Genomic DNA, 19,070 nt, shown 5'->3' with positions numbered 1-19,070 from the left:
CGCCGGCCGGGTCACCCCCGCCGACCGGCGAAACGCTCCTGCGCCACGTCGAACTCCCGGCGCGCCCGCTCCACCTCGGCCAGATGGTCCCGCGCCCACGCGGACAGCGCGGCGAAGAGCGGCGCCAGACTGCGTCCCAGGTCGCTGATCTCGTACTCCACCCGGGGCGGGACCTCCGGGTGGTAGGTACGCACGACCAGACCGTCGCGCTCCAGCTGCCGCAGCCGCTGGGTGAGGGCCTTCGGCGTGATCGTGGCGATGGTGCGCTGCAGCTCCGCGAAGCGCTGCCTGCCGTACTCGTGGAGCGTCCACAGGATCGGCGTGGTCCAGCGGCTGAGGACGATGTCGAGGACCGGGGCCACCGGACAGGCCTGCTCGGGCCGCACGGCCGCCGCACGGGCGCGGCGGCCGTGCGCGACGACGGTGCGCCCGGCCGGCCCGACGGCCTGGGAGAGGCCGCCTCGGGGGCCGGTTCCGGACAGGGAGCCGGCGGAACCGGCACTGGTCGTGGTTTCGGTCATGCCGCCAGCATCCCGGCCGAACAGGCCACCCTCCGGCCGGTTTGCGGGAAGGATGACCGGGCATGAGGGCTGACCGTCTGGTAGCCGCCCTGCTCGTCCTGCAGGCGCGGGGTCGCGTGACGGCCGCGGACCTGGCCGCGGAACTCGAGGTGTCGGAACGCACCGCGCGCCGTGACCTGGAGGCGCTGGCGGCCGCCGGCATCCCCGTCCACTCGCAGCGCGGGCGGGGAGGCGGCTGGGCCCTGGTGGGCGGAGCCCGGACCGACCTCACCGGACTGTCCGCACGGGAGGTGAGGGCGCTCTTCCTCGCCGCCGGGGCCTCGTCCCCCTCCCCCGGACTGCGCTCGGCGCTGCGCAAGGTGACGCGGGCGGTGCCCGCGCCGATGCGGCCGGACGCCGAGGCCGCGGCCAAGGCGCGCGTGACCGACGGCCTGGACTGGTCCCGCGGCGCCGTCGCGGCCGACGGCCCGCACCGCGCGGCGCTGGAGCACGCGGTGCTGGCGGGCCGGCGGATCCGCCTCGGGTACGCGCGCCCCGGCACACCGCCCGGGGAGCGGACCGTTCACCCGCTGGGCCTCGCGGCCAAGGCCGGTCACACGTACCTCGTCGCCGGCACGGACCAGGGGCTGCGGCCCTTCCGCCTGGACCGCATCACCTCCGTCGAGATCACCGACGCCCCCGTGGAACGGCCCGACGGCTTCGAACTCACCACCGCCTGGCGCTCGTTGGCCGCACGGCTGGAGGAGCGCATGCTGGCCGCGACCGTCCGGGCCCGGGCGGAACCGAACGCCCTGCCCCTCCTGGAGCGGCTCCTGGGCGGGCGGCTGCGCGTCGGGGGGAGACGGGACGACGGCTGGGTCGCCATCGAGGCGGACGGGCCCTCCCTCGACGTCCTGGTCGCGCAGCCGGCCGGTCTCGGCGCACGGATCGAGGTCCTGGAGCCGCCCGCGGCGCGGGAGCGGCTCGCGCGGCCGGCCGTGAAACTCGCCTCCGTGTACGGCGAGTTCAAGCCAACAGCCACTGATGGTCAGTCACTTTCCCCCAGGTACCCACCGGGACGCGACTGTTAGCGTGGCGGCCGTCACGGTGAGTGACGAGCCGTGACGGCGACGAGCCGTGACGGTGACGTGTCGCGTGCGGCCGTCTCGATCACCGGGCCTCGGTCACCACGACACCCACACCGCCCTGGGGGAGATCATGACCGTAGTCACGGGAGCCACGGGGAACATCGGCCGTCCGCTCGTCTCGCTGCTCGCGGAGGCCGGCGAACGGGTGACGGCCGTCTCCCGCGACAAGCCCGGTTCCGCGCTCCCCGAGGGCGTCACCCACCAGCGGGCCGACCTGGGCGACGCCGAGAGCCTGCGTCCCTCGCTCGAGGGCGCCGAGGCGCTGCTCGTCCTCCTCGGGGGGCGGCTCAACGCCTCGATGAAAGCCCGGAGACGCTCCTGAGCGTGGTGAGGTCCAGCGGCGTGAAGCGCGTCGTCCTGGTGTCCTCGCAGCTCGTCGGAACCCGTCCCGACGCCGTCTCGTACGGCCGCCTGCGCCGGTTCGAGGAGGCCGTCCGGCAGTCCGGCCTCGAGTGGGACGTCCTGCGCCCGGGCGGCTTCGCCTCCAACGCCTTCGCGTGGGCAAAGTCCGTGCGCACCCGGCGCACGATCGCGGCGCCCTTCGCCGACGTCGCCCTCCCCCTCGTCGACCCCGCCGACATCGCCGCGGCGGCGGACGTCCTCCTGCGCGACGGCGGACACTCCGGCGGCGTCCACGAACTGACCGGGCCGGAGGCCATCACGCCGCGCCGGCAGGCCGAGGAGATCACCCGGGTCCTGGGCGAACCCGTCGACTTCGTCGAACTGACCCGTGAGCAGGCGCGGGAGGACATACTGCAGTTCATGCCCGAGCCCGTCGTGGAGGGCATGCTGCAGTTCATGCCCGAGCCCGTCGTGGAGGGCACGCTCGACGTCCTGGGCAGGCCGCAGCCGCGCGAGCAGCGGGTGAGCCCGGCCGTCGAGCGGCTGGTCGGCCGCCCGGCGCGCCCCTTCGGCGCGTGGGCGGCGCGCAACATCGCGGCCTTCAAGTGACCTGGGCCCGCGTCACGGACCGCGCCGGCCGCGTGTCCGCCGGCATGCACGCGGCCGGCACGTCCGGACTCCGCGGACCGGCGACCCGCGTCCGCCCCGTGGCGTCCCCGCCGTGGGGCGCTCCCCCGGCACGCCGCACCGCGGCAGACGCCCCATGAAATAGCTCACATGGTGGACCGGCGGCCCTCCCCGGACCGCGCGACGCCCCACGAATGCCGGTACACGAGGAACGGGCCCCTGCCGTGACTTCCGTCACCTGCAGAGACCCGTTCACTCGGTTTCTCTGTGCGCGAGGGGGGAGTTGAACCCCCACGCCCTTGCGGGCACTGGAACCTGAATCCAGCGCGTCTGCCTATTCCGCCACCCGCGCATTGGGTGTGTCCTCGGGCCGCGTCCCCGTGGGGCCCGGCGCCTTCCGACACCCAGAACATTAGCACGCCGTCCGGGGTGGGTTCACATCCCTTTCCCCCGCCCCCCGCGCCCACCTGCCCCTTTCCCGCTCCCACCCGCCCTGATCAGCGCTTCCGCCCGGAGGCCGGCCTCCCCCGTTCCCGGTCGGGCGCCGTCCCCTCGACGGCGGGCCCCCTCACGCGCCGACTCAACCCCGCACCGGTGGCCCCCGTCTTCCCGGGAGCCGGTCGGAGTCCGCAGCCGGGTGCGGGACACTGGTCTGTGGCCCCCTCTACGATCCATGGCAGAACCACGTGCACCAGCACGGCCGGAGGAGTTCGAAGAAGGGCCCCGGAGGGAACTTCGTCAGGCGTCGACACCCGTCGGCCGGGCGGACAGGGGGAACCAGTCGATCGACCCGCGCGTGGATACGATCAGTAAGCAGTACCAGGTAAACAGTGCACGACACGGTGCGCGGCGCAGTACACAGGACGGCAGCGACGGAGGAGGTGCCCCATGGGAGTCCTGAAGAAATTCGAGCAGCGTCTCGAAGGTCTGGTCAACGGCACCTTCGCCAAGGTGTTCAAGTCCGAGGTGCAGCCCGTGGAGATCGCGGGAGCGCTCCAGCGGGAGTGCGACAACAACGCCACCATCTGGAACCGCGACCGCACCGTCGTCCCCAACGACTTCATCGTCGAGCTGAGCACCCCGGACTTCGAACGGCTCAGTCCGTACTCCGGCCAGCTCGGCGACGAGCTCGCCGGCATGGTGCGCGACTACGCCAAGCAGCAGCGCTACACCTTCATGGGCCCCATCAAGGTGCACCTGGAGAAGGCCGAGGACCTCGACACCGGTCTGTACCGGGTGCGCAGCCGCACCCTCGCCTCCTCCGCCAGCCAGGCGCCCGCGGGCCCCGGCGCCGCCCCGCCGGCCGGCCGCCCCGGCGGCTACGGCTACCCGCCGGCCGCCCCCGCGGGTGCCCCGCCCATGCCGGCCGCGCCGCCCCCCGGTGCCCGGCCCGGCGGCTACGGCTATCCGCCGGCCGCGGGCGTCCAGCGCCCCCCCGCCGCACCCGGCGGGCGCACGCGCCACTGGATCGAGATCAACGGCACCCGCCACCAGATCTCCCGCGCCACGCTGGTGCTGGGCCGCAGCACCGACGCCGACGTGCGGATCGACGACCCCGGCGTCTCCCGCCGGCACTGCGAGATCCGGACCGGAACGCCCTCGACGATCCAGGATCTCGGATCCACCAACGGCATCGTGGTGGACGGGCAGCACACCACCCGCGCTACGCTCCGCGACGGCTCGCGGATCGTCGTGGGCAGCACCACCGTTATCTATAGGCAAGCCGAAGGGTGAAGCGGGGGCAATGTCAGAGCTGACCCTCACGGTCATGCGGCTGGGTTTCCTGGCCGTTCTGTGGCTGTTCGTGATCATGGCCATGCAGGTCATCCGGAGTGACCTGTTCGGCACCCGCATCACCCAGCGCGGAGCACGGCGGGACGCCGGCCGGCCGCAGCAGGCCGCCCGGCAGGCGCCTCCGCCGCAGCGCCAGCAGTCCGGCGGCCGCCGCGGCCGGAACACCCCCACCAAGCTGGTCGTGACCGAGGGCACCCTCACCGGCACCACCGTCGCGCTCCAGGGCCAGACCATCACCCTGGGCCGGGCTCACGACAGCACCATCGTGCTGGACGACGACTACGCCTCCAGCCGCCATGCCAGGATCTACCCGGACCACGACGGCCAGTGGATCGTCGAGGACCTGGGCTCCACGAACGGCACCTACCTGGACCGGACCCGGCTGACGACCCCCACGCCAATTTCGCTGGGTGCGCCGATCCGCATCGGCAAGACCGTCATCGAGCTGCGGAAGTAGTACGACAATGAGCGAGCGGAGCGAGCACGCAGTGGGGGCGCCCCCTCGGGGTCCCGGCGCGCTCCCGACCGGAGGGTGGGCAGTGTGGCTCGACACGACCGGCTGTACCCGGAGCCGACAGGCGAGGTGCGCATGAGTCTGTCCCTGCGCTTCGCCGCCGGATCGCACAAGGGGATGATCCGGGAGGGCAACGAGGACTCCGGTTACGCCGGTCCGCGCCTGCTCGCCATCGCCGACGGCATGGGCGGCGCCGCGGCCGGGGAGGTCGCCTCCTCCGAGGCGATCTCCACCATCGTCGCGCTCGACGACGACGTCCCCGGCTCCGACCTGCTCACCTCGCTCGGCTCGGCCGTGCAGCGGGCCAACGACCAGCTGCGCATGATGGTCGAGGAGGACCCCCAGCTCGAGGGCATGGGCACCACCCTGACCGCCCTGCTGTGGACCGGCCAGCGCCTCGGCATGGTGCACGTCGGCGACTCCCGCGCCTACCTCCTGCGCGACGGCGTCCTCACCCAGATCACCCAGGACCACACCTGGGTGCAGCGCCTGGTCGACGAGGGCCGGATCACCGAGGAGGAGGCGACCACCCACCCCCAGCGGTCCCTGCTCATGCGGGCCCTCGGCAGCGGCGAACACGTCGAGCCCGACCTGTCCATCCGCGAGGTCCGGGCCGGCGACCGGTACCTGATCTGCTCCGACGGCCTGTCCGGTGTGGTCTCCCACCAGACCCTGGAGGAGGCCCTGGCCAGCTACCAGGGTCCCCAGGAGACCGTGCAGACCCTGATCGAGCTCGCGCTGCGCGGCGGCGGCCCCGACAACATCACCGTGATCGTCGCCGACGTCCTGGACCTCGACACCGGGGACACCCTCGCCGGGCAGCTGTCCGACACCCCGGTCGTGGTGGGCGCCGTCGCCGAGAACCAGAACCAGCAGCACGACAACGGCATCATGCAGACCCCGGCCGGACGCGCCGCCGGCCTCGGCCGCCGGCGCCGGGAGGGGGGCGGCGGCGAGTTCGGGCCGCCCGGCAGCGGTGACGTCACCGGGTTCATCCCCACCGACGGCTTCGACTACGGCGACGACGACTTCGTCAAACCCCGCAAGGGCCGCAAGTGGCTCAAGAGGTCCGTCTACAGCCTGCTCGCCCTCGCCGTCGTCGGCGGCGGCCTGTACGGCGGCTGGCGCTGGACGCAGACGCAGTACTACGTCGGCACCAAGGGCGAGCACGTCGCGCTGTACCGGGGCATCAGCCAGGACCTGGCCTGGGTGTCGTTGTCGAAGGTGGTCAAGGACCACCCCGAGATCGAACTCAAGTACCTGCCCCCCTACCAGCGCAAGCTGGTCGAGGCGACCATCGCCGAGGGCGACCTCCAGGGCGCCCGCGCGAAGATCGAGGAACTGTCCGTCCAGGCCTCCGCGTGCAGGAAGCAGGCCGAGCGGCGCACCGCCGAGAGCGAGAGCAACGCCAAGACCGGCGAGGGCGAGGCAGGAGGCACCACGGGAACCACACCCGCCTCCTTCACGTCCAAGGCCTCGCCGACGCCGGACCCCTCGGGCTCGACGCAGGCCCCGCAGCAGTCCACGTCCCCGTCCACCACCGCACCCACCCCCAACCCCGGCCCCAGCCTCTCGGAGGAAGAGCAGAAGGTCGTCTCGCTGTGCGGTAAGCAGTAGGCAAGCCGTGAGAGGCCCTGTCACACGATGAGCAGTACAACCAACCCGTCGCCGCAGCACACGTCCACGATCGGTGCGATCGGCGCGCCCAGCCGCCGCAACACCGAACTCGCGCTGCTGGTCTTCGCCGTGGTCATCCCGGTCTTCGCCTACGCCAACGTCGGTCTGGCCATCGACGGCTCCGTCCCCTCCGGGCTGCTCGCCTACGGGCTGGGGCTCGGCCTGCTGGCGGGGGTCGGGCACCTCGTGGTGCGGAAGTTCGCCCCGTACGCGGATCCGCTGCTGCTGCCGCTGGCCACCCTGCTCAACGGCCTCGGCCTCGTCGCCATCTGGCGGCTCGACCAGTCCGAGCTGCTGCAGTCGATCCACCAGGCGGGCACGGCCGCGCCCCGGCAGCTGATGTACACCGCGATGGGCATCGCCCTGTTCGTCGCCGTGCTGTTCTTCCTCAAGGACCACCGCGTCCTGCAGCGCTACACCTACATCTCCATGGTCGGCGCGCTGTTCCTGCTGCTGCTGCCGCTGGTGCCCGGTCTCGGCCAGAACATCTACGGCGCCAAGATCTGGATCAAGGTCGGCAGCTTCTCCATCCAGCCCGGCGAGTTCGCCAAGATCGTCCTCGCGGTCTTCTTCGCCGGCTACCTGATGGTGAAGCGTGACGCGCTCGCGCTGGCCAGCCGCCGCTTCATGGGCCTGTACCTGCCGCGCGGCCGCGACCTCGGCCCGATCCTCGTCGTCTGGGCGATCTCGATCCTCATCCTGGTCTTCGAGACCGACCTCGGCACCTCGCTGCTGTTCTTCGGCATGTTCGTGATCATGCTGTACGTCGCCACCGAGCGGACCAGCTGGATCGTCTTCGGCCTGCTGATGTCCGCGGTCGGCGCCGTCGGCGTGGCCTCCTTCGAACCGCACATCCAGCAGCGTGTCGACGCCTGGCTCGACCCGATGAGGGAGTACACGCTCTCCCGCGAGGGCATCGCCGGCCACTCCGAGCAGGCCATGCAGGCCCTGTGGGCCTTCGGCTCCGGCGGCACCCTGGGCACCGGCTGGGGCCAGGGCCACTCCGACCTCATCCGCTTCGCCGCCAACTCCGACTTCATCCTCGCCACCTTCGGCGAGGAGCTCGGCCTGGCCGGCGTCATGGCGCTGCTCCTGCTCTACGCGCTGATCGTGGAACGTGGCGTGCGCACCGCCCTCGCCGCCCGCGACCCGTTCGGCAAGCTGCTCGCCATCGGCCTGTCCGGCGCCTTCGCGCTCCAGGTCTTCGTCGTCGCCGGCGGCGTCATGGGCCTGATCCCGCTGACCGGTATGACGATGCCCTTCCTGGCGTACGGAGGGTCCTCCGTCATCGCCAACTGGGCGCTGATCGGCATCCTGCTCAGAATCAGCGACACCGCCCGACGCCCGGCGCCCGCTCCCGCCAATCCCGACGCCGAGATGACCCAGGTGGTCCGCCCGTGAACAAGCCCCTGCGCCGGATCGCGATCTTCTGTGGCCTGCTCATGCTCACCCTGCTGATCCGGGACAACTGGCTCCAGTACGTCAAGGCCGACGAGCTGAGGACCGACGAGCACAACCGCCGCGTCGCCATCGAGCGGTACGCCTCACCGCGCGGCGACATCATCGTCGGCGGCGAGCCCATCACCGGGCACACGACCACCGACGGCGACTTCAAGTACAAGCGCACCTACAAGGACGGCGCCATGTGGGCGCCGGTCACCGGCTTCGTCTCGCAGGCCTTCGGCGCCAACCAGCTGGAGTCCATCGAGGACGGGATCCTCACCGGCAACGACGACCGTCTCTTCTTCCGCAACACGCTCGACATGCTGACGGGCAAGAACAAGGAAGGCGGCAACGTCGTCACCACGCTCAACGCCGCCGCGCAGAAGGCCGCCTACGACGGTCTGAAGAAGCAGGGCGGCAAGGGCTCCGTCGTCGCCATCGAGCCGTCCACCGGCAAGATCCTGGCGCTGGCCTCCTTCCCCTCCTACGACCCGTCCACCATCGCCGGTGACGACGCCTCGGACGCCAAGGCGTGGAAGAGTCTCCAGAAGGAGAACAACCCCGACGACCCGATGCTCAACCGGGCCCTGCGCGAGGTCTACCCCCCCGGCTCCACCTTCAAGGTCCTCACCGCGGCCGCCGCGCTGGAGAACGGGCTCTACACGGAAGCGGACCAGAAGACGGAGACGCCCCTGCCGTGGATCATGCCGGGCACCAGGACCCCGCTGAAGAACGACGGCGACCTCCCCTGCGAGAACGCCAGCCTGCGCGAGGCGCTGCGCGTGTCCTGCAACACCGTCTTCGGCAAGATCGGTTCCGACCTCGGCAACGACAAGATGCTGGAGATGGCCAAGAAGTTCGGCTTCACCGAGGAGCAGTTCACCCCGGTCCGCTCCAGCGCCTCGGTCTTCTCCGACGACATGGAGCCCTCGCAGGTCGCGCTCTCCTCCATCGGCCAGTTCAACACCGCCGCGACCCCGCTGCAGATGGCCATGGTCACCGCGGCCATCGCCAACGACGGCACGCTGATGAAGCCGTACATGGTCGACACGCTCCAGGACCCGAGCTTCAACCCCATCGAGAAGACGGACCCGGAGGAGATGAGCCGGCCGATGTCGGCGAAGAACGCCCAGATCCTCCAGTCGATGATGGAGACGGTCGTCGAGGAGGGCACGGGAAGCAAGGCGCGCATCTCCGGCGTCACCGTGGGCGGCAAGACCGGTACCGCCCAGCACGGCGTGGACAACAAGGAGAACCCCTACGCCTGGTTCATCTCCTACGCCAAGAACGCCGACGGCAGCTCGCCGGTGGCCGTCGCGGTCGTCATCGAGGACGAGAACGCCGTGCGGGGTGACATCTCCGGTGGCGGCCTCGCGGCACCGATCGCCAAGAACGTGATGGAGGCGGTCATCAAGGGCAAGCAGTGAGCCCGGTCACGTCTGCTTCACATCGGTGCACGTTGCGGTACCGGTCCTGTATCGGCTGACGCACTTGACCAGGTCGCACAAAAAGAGCCGGGTACCGTAGGCCCGGACTGCAGCCTCCGGCGGCACGCGTGTGTCGCCCGGGACCGACGGAGAGGGCTGGTAGGTAGCTATGGAAGAGCCGCGTCGCCTCGGCGGCCGGTACGAACTGGGCCAGGTGCTCGGCCGCGGTGGCATGGCGGAGGTCTACCTCGCGCATGACACCCGTCTCGGCCGCACCGTGGCGGTGAAGACGCTGCGCGCCGACCTGGCGCGCGACCCGTCCTTCCAGGCCCGGTTCCGCCGGGAGGCCCAGTCGGCCGCCTCGCTCAACCATCCCGCGATCGTCGCGGTCTACGACACGGGCGAGGACTACATCGACGGGGTCTCCATCCCGTACATCGTCATGGAGTACGTCGACGGCTCCACGCTCCGTGAGCTCCTGCACAGCGGCCGCAAGCTGCTGCCGGAGCGGTCCATGGAGATGACCATCGGCATCCTCCAGGCCCTGGAGTACTCGCACAGGGCCGGCATCGTCCACCGCGACATCAAGCCGGCCAACGTCATGCTGACGCGCAACGGCCAGGTCAAGGTGATGGACTTCGGCATCGCCCGCGCGATGGGTGACGCCGGCATGACGATGACGCAGACCGCCGCCGTCATCGGCACCGCCCAGTACCTCTCGCCGGAGCAGGCCAAGGGCGAGCAGGTCGACGCGCGCTCCGACCTGTACTCCACCGGCTGCCTGCTGTACGAGCTGCTGACCGTCCGCCCGCCCTTCGTGGGCGACTCGCCGGTCGCGGTCGCCTACCAGCACGTGCGCGAGGAACCGCAGGCGCCGAGCGTCTTCGACCCCGAGATCACGCCCGAGATGGACGCGATCGTGTTGAAAGCGCTGGTCAAGGACCCCGACTACCGGTACCAGTCGGCCGACGAGATGCGCGCCGACATCGAGGCCTGTCTCGACGGCCAGCCGGTCGCGGCCACCGCGGCGATGGGCGCCGCGGGCTACGGCGGCTACGGCGGCGACCAGGCGACGACGGCCCTGCGCTCGGACCCCGGTGCCGGCGCGGCCACCTCGATGCTGCCGCCCATGAACCCGGACGACGGCGGTTACGGCTACGACGACCGCCCCGACCGGCGCCGCCAGAGCCCGAAGAAGAACACCTCGACGATATTGCTGGTCCTGGCGGGTGTCCTGGTCCTGATCGGCGCGATCCTGATCGGCCGCTGGGCCTTCAGCGGCGACGGCGTGAGCAACGACGCCGTCGCGGTCCCGAACTTCGTGGGCGAGACGAAGGCGGACGCCCAGCAGGTCGCCGAGAACGGGGAGCTGCAGCTCTCCTTCGAGGAGAAGCCCTGCGAGGACCAGAGCAAGGGCAGGATCTGCTCCCAGAACCCGACCGCGGGGACCGAGGTCAAGAAGGGGGACACCGTCAACCTGGTGGTGTCCACCGGGGCCCCGAAGGTGGCGGTGCCGAGTGTGATCGGCCTCGGCCTGGACGACGCCAGGGCCAAGCTGGAGGGCGACGACTACCAGCTCAAGGTCGAGACGGAGACCCGGGAGTCCTCGGAGGAGCCGAACAGCGTCCTCGACCAGAACCCGCCCTCCGGCAAGGAGGTGGAGAAGGGTTCCACGATCACCCTGGTGATCGCCAAGGCGGAGGCCAGGTCCACCGTCCCGGACGTCATCGGCAAGTCCTGTGACGAGGCCAGGGCCCAGATGTCGGCCAACAACCTGGTGGGCAACTGCACCGAGCAGGAGACCGACGACCCGAACCAGGTCGGCAAGGTCATCTCGACCACGCCGAGCGCCAACTCCCCGGCCGACAAGGGCTCCCAGGTCCAGATCGTCGTCGGCAAGGCCAAGGAGAACCAGCAGGTCACGGTCCCGAACGTCATCGGCCAGCCCCTCAAGGAGGCCCGCAGGCTGATCGAGGAGGCCGGGCTCGCCGTCGGCAGCGTCGACGGTTCCCAGGACGAGAACTCCCGCGTCATCGTCGCCGACCCGGGCCAGGGCAACCCGGTCGACCGGGGGACCGTGGTCAACCTGGTCACCGTGGGCCCGGGCGGCGGCGACAACGGCGGCAACAACGGCGGCGGCTTCTTCGGCGGCCTGCCGGGCGGCCGCGGGGACGGCTGACCGCCCGGACCCGGTACGCCAGGAGCCCCGGCACCCTCTCTCCAGAGGGTGCCGGGGCTCCTTCGTGGGGCCGTCCCGGATCATTCACGGGGGCCGTCCCGGACCACCCGTCCCCGCTCGCGCCCAGGCCTTCGCGCGCCGCCGTGGGACGCCGGGTGCCGGGCCCGCGCGTCGTGTGCCCGTCCGGCGGAAGAAGGGCCCGGAGCCGCGACCGGGCCTGCGTCCCCGTGGGCGTCGCGGCTCCGGGCCCCTCCCCTGGCCGGGGCCGGCCGCCCGGCCAGGAGGCGGTCAGCGCAGTTCCGCGGGCGGCGTCCGCTCGTCGTCCACCTTCTCCGTGCGGACCAGTTCGCCCCAGACGATGTAGCGGTACTTGCTGGTGAACACCGGCGTGCAGGTGGTCAGCGTGATGTAGTGGCCGGCCTCCTTCTTCCCGGACTCCTCCGGGACCGGGGCGAGGACGTCGACGTTGTACTTCGAGGTCTCGGGGAGGATGCCGTAGACCTTGTAGACGTACCACGTGTCCTTCGTCTCGAAGACGATCGGGTCGCCCTTCTCGATCTTGTGGATGCCGTGGAACTTGGCCCCGTGGCCGTCCCGGTGGGCCGCGAGCGAGAAGTTGCCCTTCTTGCCGGAGGTCGGCAGGGTCGCCTTGACGGGGTCGGTGTAGTAGCCGGCGACGCCGTCGTTGAGGACCTCCATCGACGTGCCCTTCTCGACGAGGATCTCGTCCCCGGCCATGGTGGGCACGTGGAGGAAGCCGATGCCGTCCTTGCTGTCGAAGGAGACCGGCCCCCCGCCGCCGTCGGACTCCCGGTTCCAGGAGTCACGGACCTTGTCCGCCTGCTCGCCCGCCGCGCGGTCGGCGACGACGTTCGTCCACCACAGCGAGTAGGCGACGAACAGGCCCAGCACCAGCCCCGCGGTGATGAGGAGTTCCCCGAAGACGCTGACCACGGCCGCCACCGGGCTCGTGCGGCGGCGTGCCGCGGGCGGCGGTGGCGCGGGCCCGTCGGTGTGCTGTCCGGTGTCGTCGGCGGTCGCTGCCACGTTTCCTCTGCCCTTACCTGACGAGCGCATCCGGCTTGCCCTTGCTGCGCGGCCGTTCCTCGTCCATCTTGCCCCAGACGATCATGCGGTACTTGCTGGTGAACTCCGGCGTGCAGGTGGTCAGCGTGATGTAGCGGCCGGGTTCCTCGAAGCCCGATCCCTTCGGGACCGGCTCGAGGACGCTGATGTTGCTCGGTGAGGTCACCGGCAGGATCGACGCCATCTTGTAGACGAAGTACGTGTCCTGCGTCTCCACGACGATCGGATCGCCCGGCTCCAGCCGGTTGATGTACCGGAACGGCTCACCGTGCGTGTTCCGGTGGCCCGCCAGCCCGAAGTTGCCGGTCTTCGCGTCCGGCATCGCCGTCTTCAGCGCGCCCTCCGCGTAGTGGCCCACCATGCCCCGGTCGAGCACCTTCTTGCTGTCGATGCCCTCGGCGATCGGTACCACCACGTCCAGCTTCGGGATGTGCAGCAGCGCGAACCCCTGCCCCGGCTGGAAGGCCCCCGGATTGCGCTTGCCGTTCGCCCAGTCGCTCTGGAGGTCGCTGACCTCCTTGCCGGCCTGTGCCTGTGCCCGCACGTTCGTCCACCACAGCTGGTAGGTGACGAACAGCAGCATCAGCACGCCGGTGGTGATGAACACCTCGCCTATCGCGCGGCTCGCGACGACCGCGGGGCTCGCCCGGCGGGCCCGGGCCCGCCGGCGCGCCTCCGTCCGCGACAGCGGCGCGTCCGAGGGCCCCTCAGGGGCCCTCGCCGCCCTCGCGGTGCCCCCCGAAGCCCCCTCGGTCCTGCGGGAGCCTCCACGCCGCCCCTGACGCCGCTTCGCGGCCTTCCTGCGGGCCGCCCGGCCCCCCGGAGCCGCCGTGGGCTCCTCGCGGGTCTCGCGGGCCGAGCGCTCCGGTGCCCCGGGGGGGCCGGGCGGACCGGGGATCCGCAGCGCCACCGTCTCCTCGTCGACGGGCGGCAGGTGAGCGGTGCCGTCGGCGGCACCGTCGTGGAGGTCCGGCGGAGCGCCGGTGCCGTGGTGGTCCTGCGGGGCGCCGACGCCGTAGGGGTCCTGCGGGACGCCGTCGTACCAGCCGTCCCCGAACGTGCCGGGCGCCCCGTACGGCTGCTGCCCGTACGGGGTCCCGTGCTCGCCGCCGACGCCGTGTCCCGGGTGGTCCGTGAAGGACTCCCCGTATCCGGCGCCGGACTCGCGCTCGGGGCGCAGCGCGGTCACGCCGTGGCCCTGCCCACCACCGGGGCGAGCCCCGCCGATCTCGCCACCGCGTCCTCGTCACCGCACTCCGTCAGCCAGTTGGCCAGCATCCGGTGCCCGTGCTCGGTCAGCACCGACTCCGGATGGAACTGCACGCCCTCCACCGGGAGCTCACGGTGCCTCAGGCCCATCACGATGCCGTCCGGCGTCCTGGCCGTGACCTCCAGCTCCGCGGGCACGGTGGCCGGTTCGGCGGCCAGCGAGTGGTAGCGGGTCGCCGTGAAGGGGGAGGGCAGACCGGCGAAGACGCCCCGGCCCGTGTGCTCGACCGGCGAGGTCTTGCCGTGCAGCGGCTCGGGCGCGCGGTCCACCACCCCGCCGTACGCCACCTGCATCGACTGCATGCCGAGACAGACCCCGAAGACCGGCACCCCGGTCGACGCGCAGTGCCGCACCATGTCCACGCAGACACCGGCCTCCTCGGGCGTGCCGGGTCCGGGGGACAGCAGCACACCGTCGAAGCCCTCCCGGGCGTGCGCCGTCGACACCTCGTCGTTGCGCAGCACCTCGCATGCGGCACCCAGCTGGTACAGGTACTGGACCAGGTTGAAGACGAAGCTGTCGTAGTTGTCCACGACGAGAATGCGCGCGCTCACTGGTTGTCCACCGTCACATCGTTGAAGGGCAGCAGCGGCTCGGCCCACGGGAAGACGTACTGGAAGAGGAGGTAGACCACGGCGGTGACCAGCACGAGTGAGATGAGCGCCTTCACCCATCCGTTCCCCGGCAGATGCCGCCAGATCCAGCTGTACATGCCGTCCCTTCCGTCGCGCCACGGCACCAGACCCACGCCGTGGCCACCAGACTAGCGGCGCGGCGCCTCCGGTTCCCCGGTGTCCACAGGCTGTGTACGGACCGGACGGGCCGGGTGCGTGCACCCGGGAGTACGCGGCGCGGGGGCGATCGCCTCGATTCCCGCGGCCGCGGTCTCCCGCGGCTCCCCCGCCGCTACCCGACGGGCTCCGCGTGGTGCAGGTCCACCGTGCCCGAGTAGCCGGGCAGCGTCACCCTCCCGTTGTCCTCGACCTTCCAGCCGAGCCCGTAGACATTGACGTACACCATGTAGTTCTGGATCGCCGGGGAGGCCGTGAGCGCCTTCCTCAGCTTCTCCGGATCGCCGACCGCCGTGATCTTGTACGGCGGCGAGTAGACGCGGCCCTGGAGGATCAGGGTGTTGCCCACGCAGCGCACCGCGCTGGTGGAGATCAGCCGCTGGTCCATGACCTTGATGCCCTCGGCCCCGCCCTGCCACATCGCGTTCACCACGGCCTGGAGGTCCTGCTGGTGGATGACCAGGTAGTCGGGCTGCGGTTCGGGGTAGCCGGGGAGCCTCGCGGTGGCGTCCGGCGGGGCGTCGTTGAGCGTGACCGTGATCGCCTCGCCCTCGAGTTCCCGTGTGCCCGCGCGCTTCTCCAGGTCGGCGAGCCTGTCGTCCTCCGCCCGGGTGCTGCCGTCGTCGCGCTCGGCGAGGGCCTCCACCTCCTCGCGCAGCGCGCTGTTGGACTCCTCCAGCTCGCCGTTCTCGCGGCTGCGCTCGTGGATCAGGTCGGACAGCCTCAGCAGCGAGGCGTCCGTGCGGATGTCGGTGCCCCTGGCCGTGTGGAAACTGGTGAAGAAGATGAGCCCCGCGAGCGCGAAGACCCCCGCGGTGAGGACGCGCACGGGCCGGAAACGGTGTCGGCGGACAGGGCTGGATTCCGTCCCGGGGAAGTCGGCAGAATTGCTCAACGTACCCTTATCTCCTTCGGCGCCGCGGAAGCACTACGCTAACGGACGCCCGGGGGAGCGCTCAGAGTCCCCTTGTACGCTGCTCCGAGGCCGACCCAGTTCCCTGCGCGGCCACGCAGCGCATCGACAGGAGAGACCCTCGTGCCGAAGTCACGTATCCGCAAGAAGGCCGACTACACGCCGCCGCCGGCGAAGCAGACGACCGCTCTCAAGCTGACCAACCGCGCCTGGGTCGCGCCGGTGATGCTGGCCCTGTTCCTCATCGGGCTGGCCTGGATCGTCGTCTTCTACGTCACCGACGGCTCGCTGCCCCTCGACACCCTGGGCAACTGGAACATCGTGGTGGGCTTCGGCTTCATCGCCGCCGGGTTCGGCGTCTCGACGCAGTGGAAGTAGGGCACGCCGTGCGGTGAGCACGGCTCCGCCCGGTGCTGTCCACAAGCCCTGGACAGAGCCGTCCACAGGCTCTGGACAGGGCTGTCCACTAAGTTATCCACAGGGTTTTCCACATGGGGAAATCAAACCCCGATCTGTGGATAACTCATCAGAGGCTGACGCCGGTACGACAAGACCACCGGCAACCGAAAGTTTGTTCGCCAACCGCCTGACCTGCACAAATCAAGGTCGGCCGCGATGCACACCACGGCCTCCGCACACTGTGCACAAGATTCAGCACCCACTGTGGACAACTTTGACGCTCAGGTGAGCTGCGCCGTCCTCGACAGGACCAGCACCACGACCACGACCAGTACCAGTGCACAGGTGCCGTACTGGACCAGCGCCCTCCGCCGGCGCGGGGCGTGGACCATGGCGTAACCGATCACGACGCCGGCGACGAGCCCCCCGATGTGAGCCTGCCAGGCGATGTTGAAGCCCGGGGCGAAGGTGAAGATCAGGTTGATCACCAGCAGGGCGACGATCGGACGCATGTCGTAGTCGAGGCGGCGCATCAGTACGGCCATCGCGCCGAAGAGGCCGAAGACGGCCCCGGAGGCACCGAGCGTGGCCGTGGTCCCGGAGGACAGCAGATACGTCAGCGCACCGCCCGCCAGCCCGGAGACCAGGTAGAGCGCGAGGTAGCGCGCACGGCCGAGGGCCTGCTCGAGCGGTCCGCCGAGCCACCACAGGCCGAGCATGTTGAAGGCGACGTGCCAGATCTCCTCGTGCGTGAACATCGAGGTGAACAAGCGGTACCACTCACCGTCGGCCACCCCCTCGGCGGGCAGGAACGGCGCCGGCGGCCAGACTCCGACGAGGTACAGGTCACGCAGGAGCGAGGGCCTGACCTGCACGGCGAGGAACACCGCGAGATTGATCCCGAGAAGGACCTTCGTGACCAGCCGGGGGTCGGCGGCGACGGTGCCGCCGGCGATCGTGCGGGGCAGGGAGGCCGTGGGCGCGTGTCCCGTGCCCGAGCCGGTGCGGACGCACTCCGGGCACTGGAAGCCGACCGCGGCGTCGACCATGCACTCGGGGCAGATCGGGCGCTCGCAGCGGGTGCAGCGAACGCCGGTCTCGCGGTCCGGGTGGCGATAGCAGACGGGGACGCTCCGGGCGTCCTGCGGACTGCCGGCGGCCTGGTCGTCCATGGGCACCCCTCGATCGTGTGGAAAAGCCCCGCCCCGCCCATCCTTACGGATGGGCGGGGCGATTGGTTCCCCTCCGCGGACTCCCGCGCTTCGGGGACGAGGTGCTCAGCCCTCGCGGATCTCGACCGACTCGATCACGACGTCGTTCAGCGGACGGTCGGTGCGCGGGTTGGTCTGCGTGGAGGCGATGGTGTCCACGACCTTCTGGCTGGCGGCGTCGGCCACCTCGCCGAAGATGGTGTGCTTGCGGTTCAGCCATGCCGTCGGGGCGACGGTGATGAAGAACTGCGAGCCGTTGGTGCCCGGGCCGGCGTTGGCCATCGCCAGCAGGTAGGGCTTGTCGAAGCGCAGGTCCGGGTGGAACTCGTCCTCGAACTGGTAGCCGGGACCGCCGGTGCCGTTGCCCAGCGGGTCACCGCCCTGGATCATGAAACCGCTGATCACCCGGTGGAAGACCGTGCCGTCGTAGAGCTTGTCCGTGGACTTCGCACCGGTCTGCGGGTGGGTCCACTCCCGCTCGCCCTTGGCGAGCTCGACGAAGTTCTTGACCGTGATCGGCGCCTGGTTCGGGAAGAGCCGAACCTCGATGTCGCCGTGATTGGTCTTCAGGGTGGCGTAGAGCTGCTCAGCCACGATGTGCCTTCCGTTGTCTTTCCGTGACTCCCCGATCCTCGCACGGACGGGGCGCGCAGTCGTCCGTCGCCCGCCCGCCCAGGGGCGGCCCAGCTGTTCCGCTTGCGGACGAACCGGCCGGGTACTCCCGTGGCGGGGGCACACGGCGGCGCACCCGTGGCAGGGCCGGCACCGGGTTTCCGGTGCACCGGATCCGTCCGCCACCGCACTCGGTGCCACCACTGATCGGCCTCGACGGCACCCGGATGCCCGTCCGCGCATGCCCCGCGGCGCCGCGGCAGGCATGATCCGTAAAAGGGTGGAAAGTCGAAATACCGTACGCCACCGAGGAGGAGGAACCCGTGACCCGCATCGACAGCGTGCGCGCCGCGACCGGTTCGGCGAAGGAGAGCGTGCTGCACGCCGCGGACGTGGTGGCGCCCTACGCCGACTCGGCCAAGGTCAGGGCCGCGCACTACGCACAGGAGGCACGCGTACGGCTGGCGCCCAAGGTGACGCAGGCCGCCGGGCAGGCCCGCGCCCAGTACGGCGCCTATGTGCAGCCGTACCTGGAACAGGCCCGGACGCACGTGCCGCCGAAGTTCGACCATGCCGCCCACGAGGCCGCCGTCCGCACCCGCAAGGTCGCCCGGCAGACGGCGGAGTACTCCCGGCCGAAGATCGAGCAGGCGCTGGCCGTGGCCGTGCCCGCCAAGGAGGAGGCCGCGGCCCGCAGTGCCGCCGCCCTGGCCGCGCTGCGCAGCCAGGTCACGGCCCAGCAGATCCAGAAGCTGGCCCGCAAGCAGCAGCGGCGGGCCCGGGCCGGCCGGGCCGCGAAGACGCTCCTGGTCGTGGGCGCCGTCGCAGGAGGCGTCTTCGCCGCCTGGAAGTGGTGGGACAAGCAGGCCAACCCGGACTGGCTGGTGGAACCGCCGAACGCCACGGACGTCTCGGAGTCGGCCACGCTGACGTCGGTGGACGGCAGCGGCGAGTCCACGCTCGACCCCGAGGTCGAGGCGAAGGCGGCCGAGGAGGAACCCCCCGGGAACGACGACCGGCCCTGACACACGGCTGTGACGGCAGCGGGGGGGGGGGGGGGGGGGGGGGGGGGGGGGGGGGGGGGGGGGGGGGGGGGGGGGGGGGGGGGGGGGGGGGGGGGGGGGGGGGGGGGGGGGG

General features: G+C 71.2%; 17 protein-coding genes, 1 tRNA gene and 1 pseudogene. 10 read left to right on the top strand and 9 right to left on the bottom strand.

Annotated elements, in window-relative coordinates; genetic code table 11:
- Window positions 1–11: 11 nt before the first annotated feature.
- Complete coding sequence (locus tag ACZ56B_RS17280; protein ID WP_468790665.1) at window positions 12–521, bottom strand: winged helix-turn-helix transcriptional regulator; 510 nt, start codon at window positions 519–521, stop codon at window positions 12–14.
- A 62-nt stretch (window positions 522–583) separates the two neighbouring features.
- Between ACZ56B_RS17280 and ACZ56B_RS17275 the strand changes: the two genes are divergently transcribed.
- Both ACZ56B_RS17275 and ACZ56B_RS17270 read left to right on the top strand, forming a co-directional pair.
- Entirely contained in the window at window positions 584–1,591 is a 1,008-nt protein-coding gene (locus ACZ56B_RS17275) for a helix-turn-helix transcriptional regulator (protein WP_468790663.1), read from the top strand.
- Between the two features lie 127 nt (window positions 1,592–1,718).
- Window positions 1,719–2,599, top strand: a pseudogene (locus ACZ56B_RS17270) (NAD(P)H-binding protein).
- A 286-nt stretch (window positions 2,600–2,885) separates the two neighbouring features.
- On the opposite strand, the gene ACZ56B_RS17265 reads toward ACZ56B_RS17270, so the two are convergent.
- Window positions 2,886–2,969, bottom strand: a tRNA-Leu gene (locus ACZ56B_RS17265).
- 536 nt (window positions 2,970–3,505) lie between these two features.
- Here ACZ56B_RS17265 and ACZ56B_RS17260 point away from each other — a divergent pair.
- The 6 genes from ACZ56B_RS17260 to pknB all read left to right on the top strand — a co-directional run bounded on the left by ACZ56B_RS17260 (window position 3,506) and on the right by pknB (window position 11,651).
- Window positions 3,506–4,351, top strand: a complete 846-nt coding sequence (locus ACZ56B_RS17260; protein WP_468790661.1) for an FhaA domain-containing protein — start codon at window positions 3,506–3,508, stop codon at window positions 4,349–4,351.
- Between the two features lie 10 nt (window positions 4,352–4,361).
- Window positions 4,362–4,868, top strand: coding sequence for an FHA domain-containing protein FhaB/FipA (locus tag ACZ56B_RS17255; protein ID WP_468790659.1), 507 nt, complete (start codon window positions 4,362–4,364; stop codon window positions 4,866–4,868).
- Between the two features lie 132 nt (window positions 4,869–5,000).
- Entirely contained in the window at window positions 5,001–6,542 is a 1,542-nt protein-coding gene (locus ACZ56B_RS17250) for a Stp1/IreP family PP2C-type Ser/Thr phosphatase (RefSeq protein WP_468790657.1), read from the top strand.
- A 27-nt stretch (window positions 6,543–6,569) separates the two neighbouring features.
- Entirely contained in the window at window positions 6,570–8,003 is a 1,434-nt protein-coding gene (locus ACZ56B_RS17245; RefSeq protein WP_468790655.1) for an FtsW/RodA/SpoVE family cell cycle protein, read from the top strand.
- Window positions 8,000–9,472 carry a peptidoglycan D,D-transpeptidase FtsI family protein gene (locus ACZ56B_RS17240; RefSeq protein ID WP_468790653.1) on the top strand — a complete coding sequence of 491 codons (1,473 nt, stop codon included), beginning with the start codon at window positions 8,000–8,002 and terminating at the stop codon, window positions 9,470–9,472. Before ACZ56B_RS17245 ends, ACZ56B_RS17240 begins: the two co-directional genes overlap by 4 nt.
- A 169-nt stretch (window positions 9,473–9,641) precedes the next feature.
- Complete coding sequence (pknB, locus tag ACZ56B_RS17235) at window positions 9,642–11,651, top strand: Stk1 family PASTA domain-containing Ser/Thr kinase (protein ID WP_468790651.1); 2,010 nt, start codon at window positions 9,642–9,644, stop codon at window positions 11,649–11,651.
- A gap of 288 nt (window positions 11,652–11,939) precedes the next feature.
- Here the strand turns inward: pknB and ACZ56B_RS17230 are convergent, their stop codons facing one another.
- The 5 genes from ACZ56B_RS17230 to ACZ56B_RS17210 all read right to left on the bottom strand — a co-directional run bounded on the left by ACZ56B_RS17230 (window position 11,940) and on the right by ACZ56B_RS17210 (window position 15,693).
- A complete protein-coding gene (locus tag ACZ56B_RS17230) occupies window positions 11,940–12,698 on the bottom strand; it encodes a class E sortase (RefSeq protein ID WP_468790649.1) in 759 nt (252 codons plus the stop codon).
- Window positions 12,699–12,711: 13 nt separating this feature from the next.
- Window positions 12,712–13,926: a class E sortase gene (locus tag ACZ56B_RS17225; RefSeq protein WP_468790647.1), complete on the bottom strand. Its 1,215-nt coding sequence runs from the start codon at window positions 13,924–13,926 to the stop codon at window positions 12,712–12,714.
- Window positions 13,923–14,561 (bottom strand): aminodeoxychorismate/anthranilate synthase component II, encoded by a 639-nt coding sequence (locus ACZ56B_RS17220; protein ID WP_468790645.1) that lies wholly within the window; start codon window positions 14,559–14,561, stop codon window positions 13,923–13,925. The genes ACZ56B_RS17225 and ACZ56B_RS17220 overlap by 4 nt, the downstream gene beginning before the upstream one ends.
- Window positions 14,558–14,719 carry a hypothetical protein gene (locus tag ACZ56B_RS17215; RefSeq protein ID WP_468790643.1) on the bottom strand — a complete coding sequence of 54 codons (162 nt, stop codon included), beginning with the start codon at window positions 14,717–14,719 and terminating at the stop codon, window positions 14,558–14,560. Before ACZ56B_RS17215 ends, ACZ56B_RS17220 begins: the two co-directional genes overlap by 4 nt.
- A 194-nt stretch (window positions 14,720–14,913) precedes the next feature.
- Window positions 14,914–15,693: a DUF881 domain-containing protein gene (locus ACZ56B_RS17210; RefSeq protein ID WP_468790641.1), complete on the bottom strand. Its 780-nt coding sequence runs from the start codon at window positions 15,691–15,693 to the stop codon at window positions 14,914–14,916.
- Window positions 15,694–15,834: 141 nt separating this feature from the next.
- On the opposite strand from ACZ56B_RS17210, the gene crgA reads away from it, so the two are divergent.
- A complete protein-coding gene (gene crgA / locus ACZ56B_RS17205) occupies window positions 15,835–16,089 on the top strand; it encodes a cell division protein CrgA (protein WP_468790639.1) in 255 nt (84 codons plus the stop codon).
- A gap of 302 nt (window positions 16,090–16,391) precedes the next feature.
- Here crgA and ACZ56B_RS17200 read toward each other — a convergent pair whose 3' ends face one another.
- Entirely contained in the window at window positions 16,392–17,282 is an 891-nt protein-coding gene (locus tag ACZ56B_RS17200) for a rhomboid family intramembrane serine protease (RefSeq protein ID WP_468790637.1), read from the bottom strand.
- Between the two features lie 105 nt (window positions 17,283–17,387).
- Window positions 17,388–17,915: a peptidylprolyl isomerase gene (locus tag ACZ56B_RS17195; protein WP_468790635.1), complete on the bottom strand. Its 528-nt coding sequence runs from the start codon at window positions 17,913–17,915 to the stop codon at window positions 17,388–17,390.
- 341 nt (window positions 17,916–18,256) lie between these two features.
- Between ACZ56B_RS17195 and ACZ56B_RS17190 the strand changes: the two genes are divergently transcribed.
- Entirely contained in the window at window positions 18,257–18,958 is a 702-nt protein-coding gene (locus ACZ56B_RS17190) for a DUF5324 family protein (RefSeq protein ID WP_468790633.1), read from the top strand.
- The last annotated feature ends 112 nt before the right edge of the window (window positions 18,959–19,070 follow it).

This window comes from Streptomyces sp. NPDC034670 (assembly GCF_055574875.1).
The sequence above is the reverse complement of the archived record's forward strand: the minus strand, read 5'-3'. Positions and strand labels throughout refer to the sequence as shown.

Bases quoted from the DNA above. Each gene is read 5' to 3' on its own strand.
- ACZ56B_RS17280 (WP_468790665.1), bottom strand. From the start codon at position 521: ATGACCGAAACCACGACCAGTGCCGGTTCCGCCGGCTCCCTGTCCGGA.
- ACZ56B_RS17275 (WP_468790663.1), top strand. From the start codon at position 584: ATGAGGGCTGACCGTCTGGTAGCCGCCCTGCTCGTCCTGCAGGCGCGG.
- ACZ56B_RS17260 (WP_468790661.1), top strand. From the start codon at position 3,506: ATGGGAGTCCTGAAGAAATTCGAGCAGCGTCTCGAAGGTCTGGTCAAC.
- ACZ56B_RS17255 (WP_468790659.1), top strand. From the start codon at position 4,362: ATGTCAGAGCTGACCCTCACGGTCATGCGGCTGGGTTTCCTGGCCGTT.
- ACZ56B_RS17250 (WP_468790657.1), top strand. From the start codon at position 5,001: ATGAGTCTGTCCCTGCGCTTCGCCGCCGGATCGCACAAGGGGATGATC.
- ACZ56B_RS17245 (WP_468790655.1), top strand. From the start codon at position 6,570: ATGAGCAGTACAACCAACCCGTCGCCGCAGCACACGTCCACGATCGGT.
- pknB (WP_468790651.1), top strand. From the start codon at position 9,642: ATGGAAGAGCCGCGTCGCCTCGGCGGCCGGTACGAACTGGGCCAGGTG.
- ACZ56B_RS17215 (WP_468790643.1), bottom strand. From the start codon at position 14,719: ATGTACAGCTGGATCTGGCGGCATCTGCCGGGGAACGGATGGGTGAAG.
- ACZ56B_RS17200 (WP_468790637.1), bottom strand. From the start codon at position 17,282: ATGGACGACCAGGCCGCCGGCAGTCCGCAGGACGCCCGGAGCGTCCCC.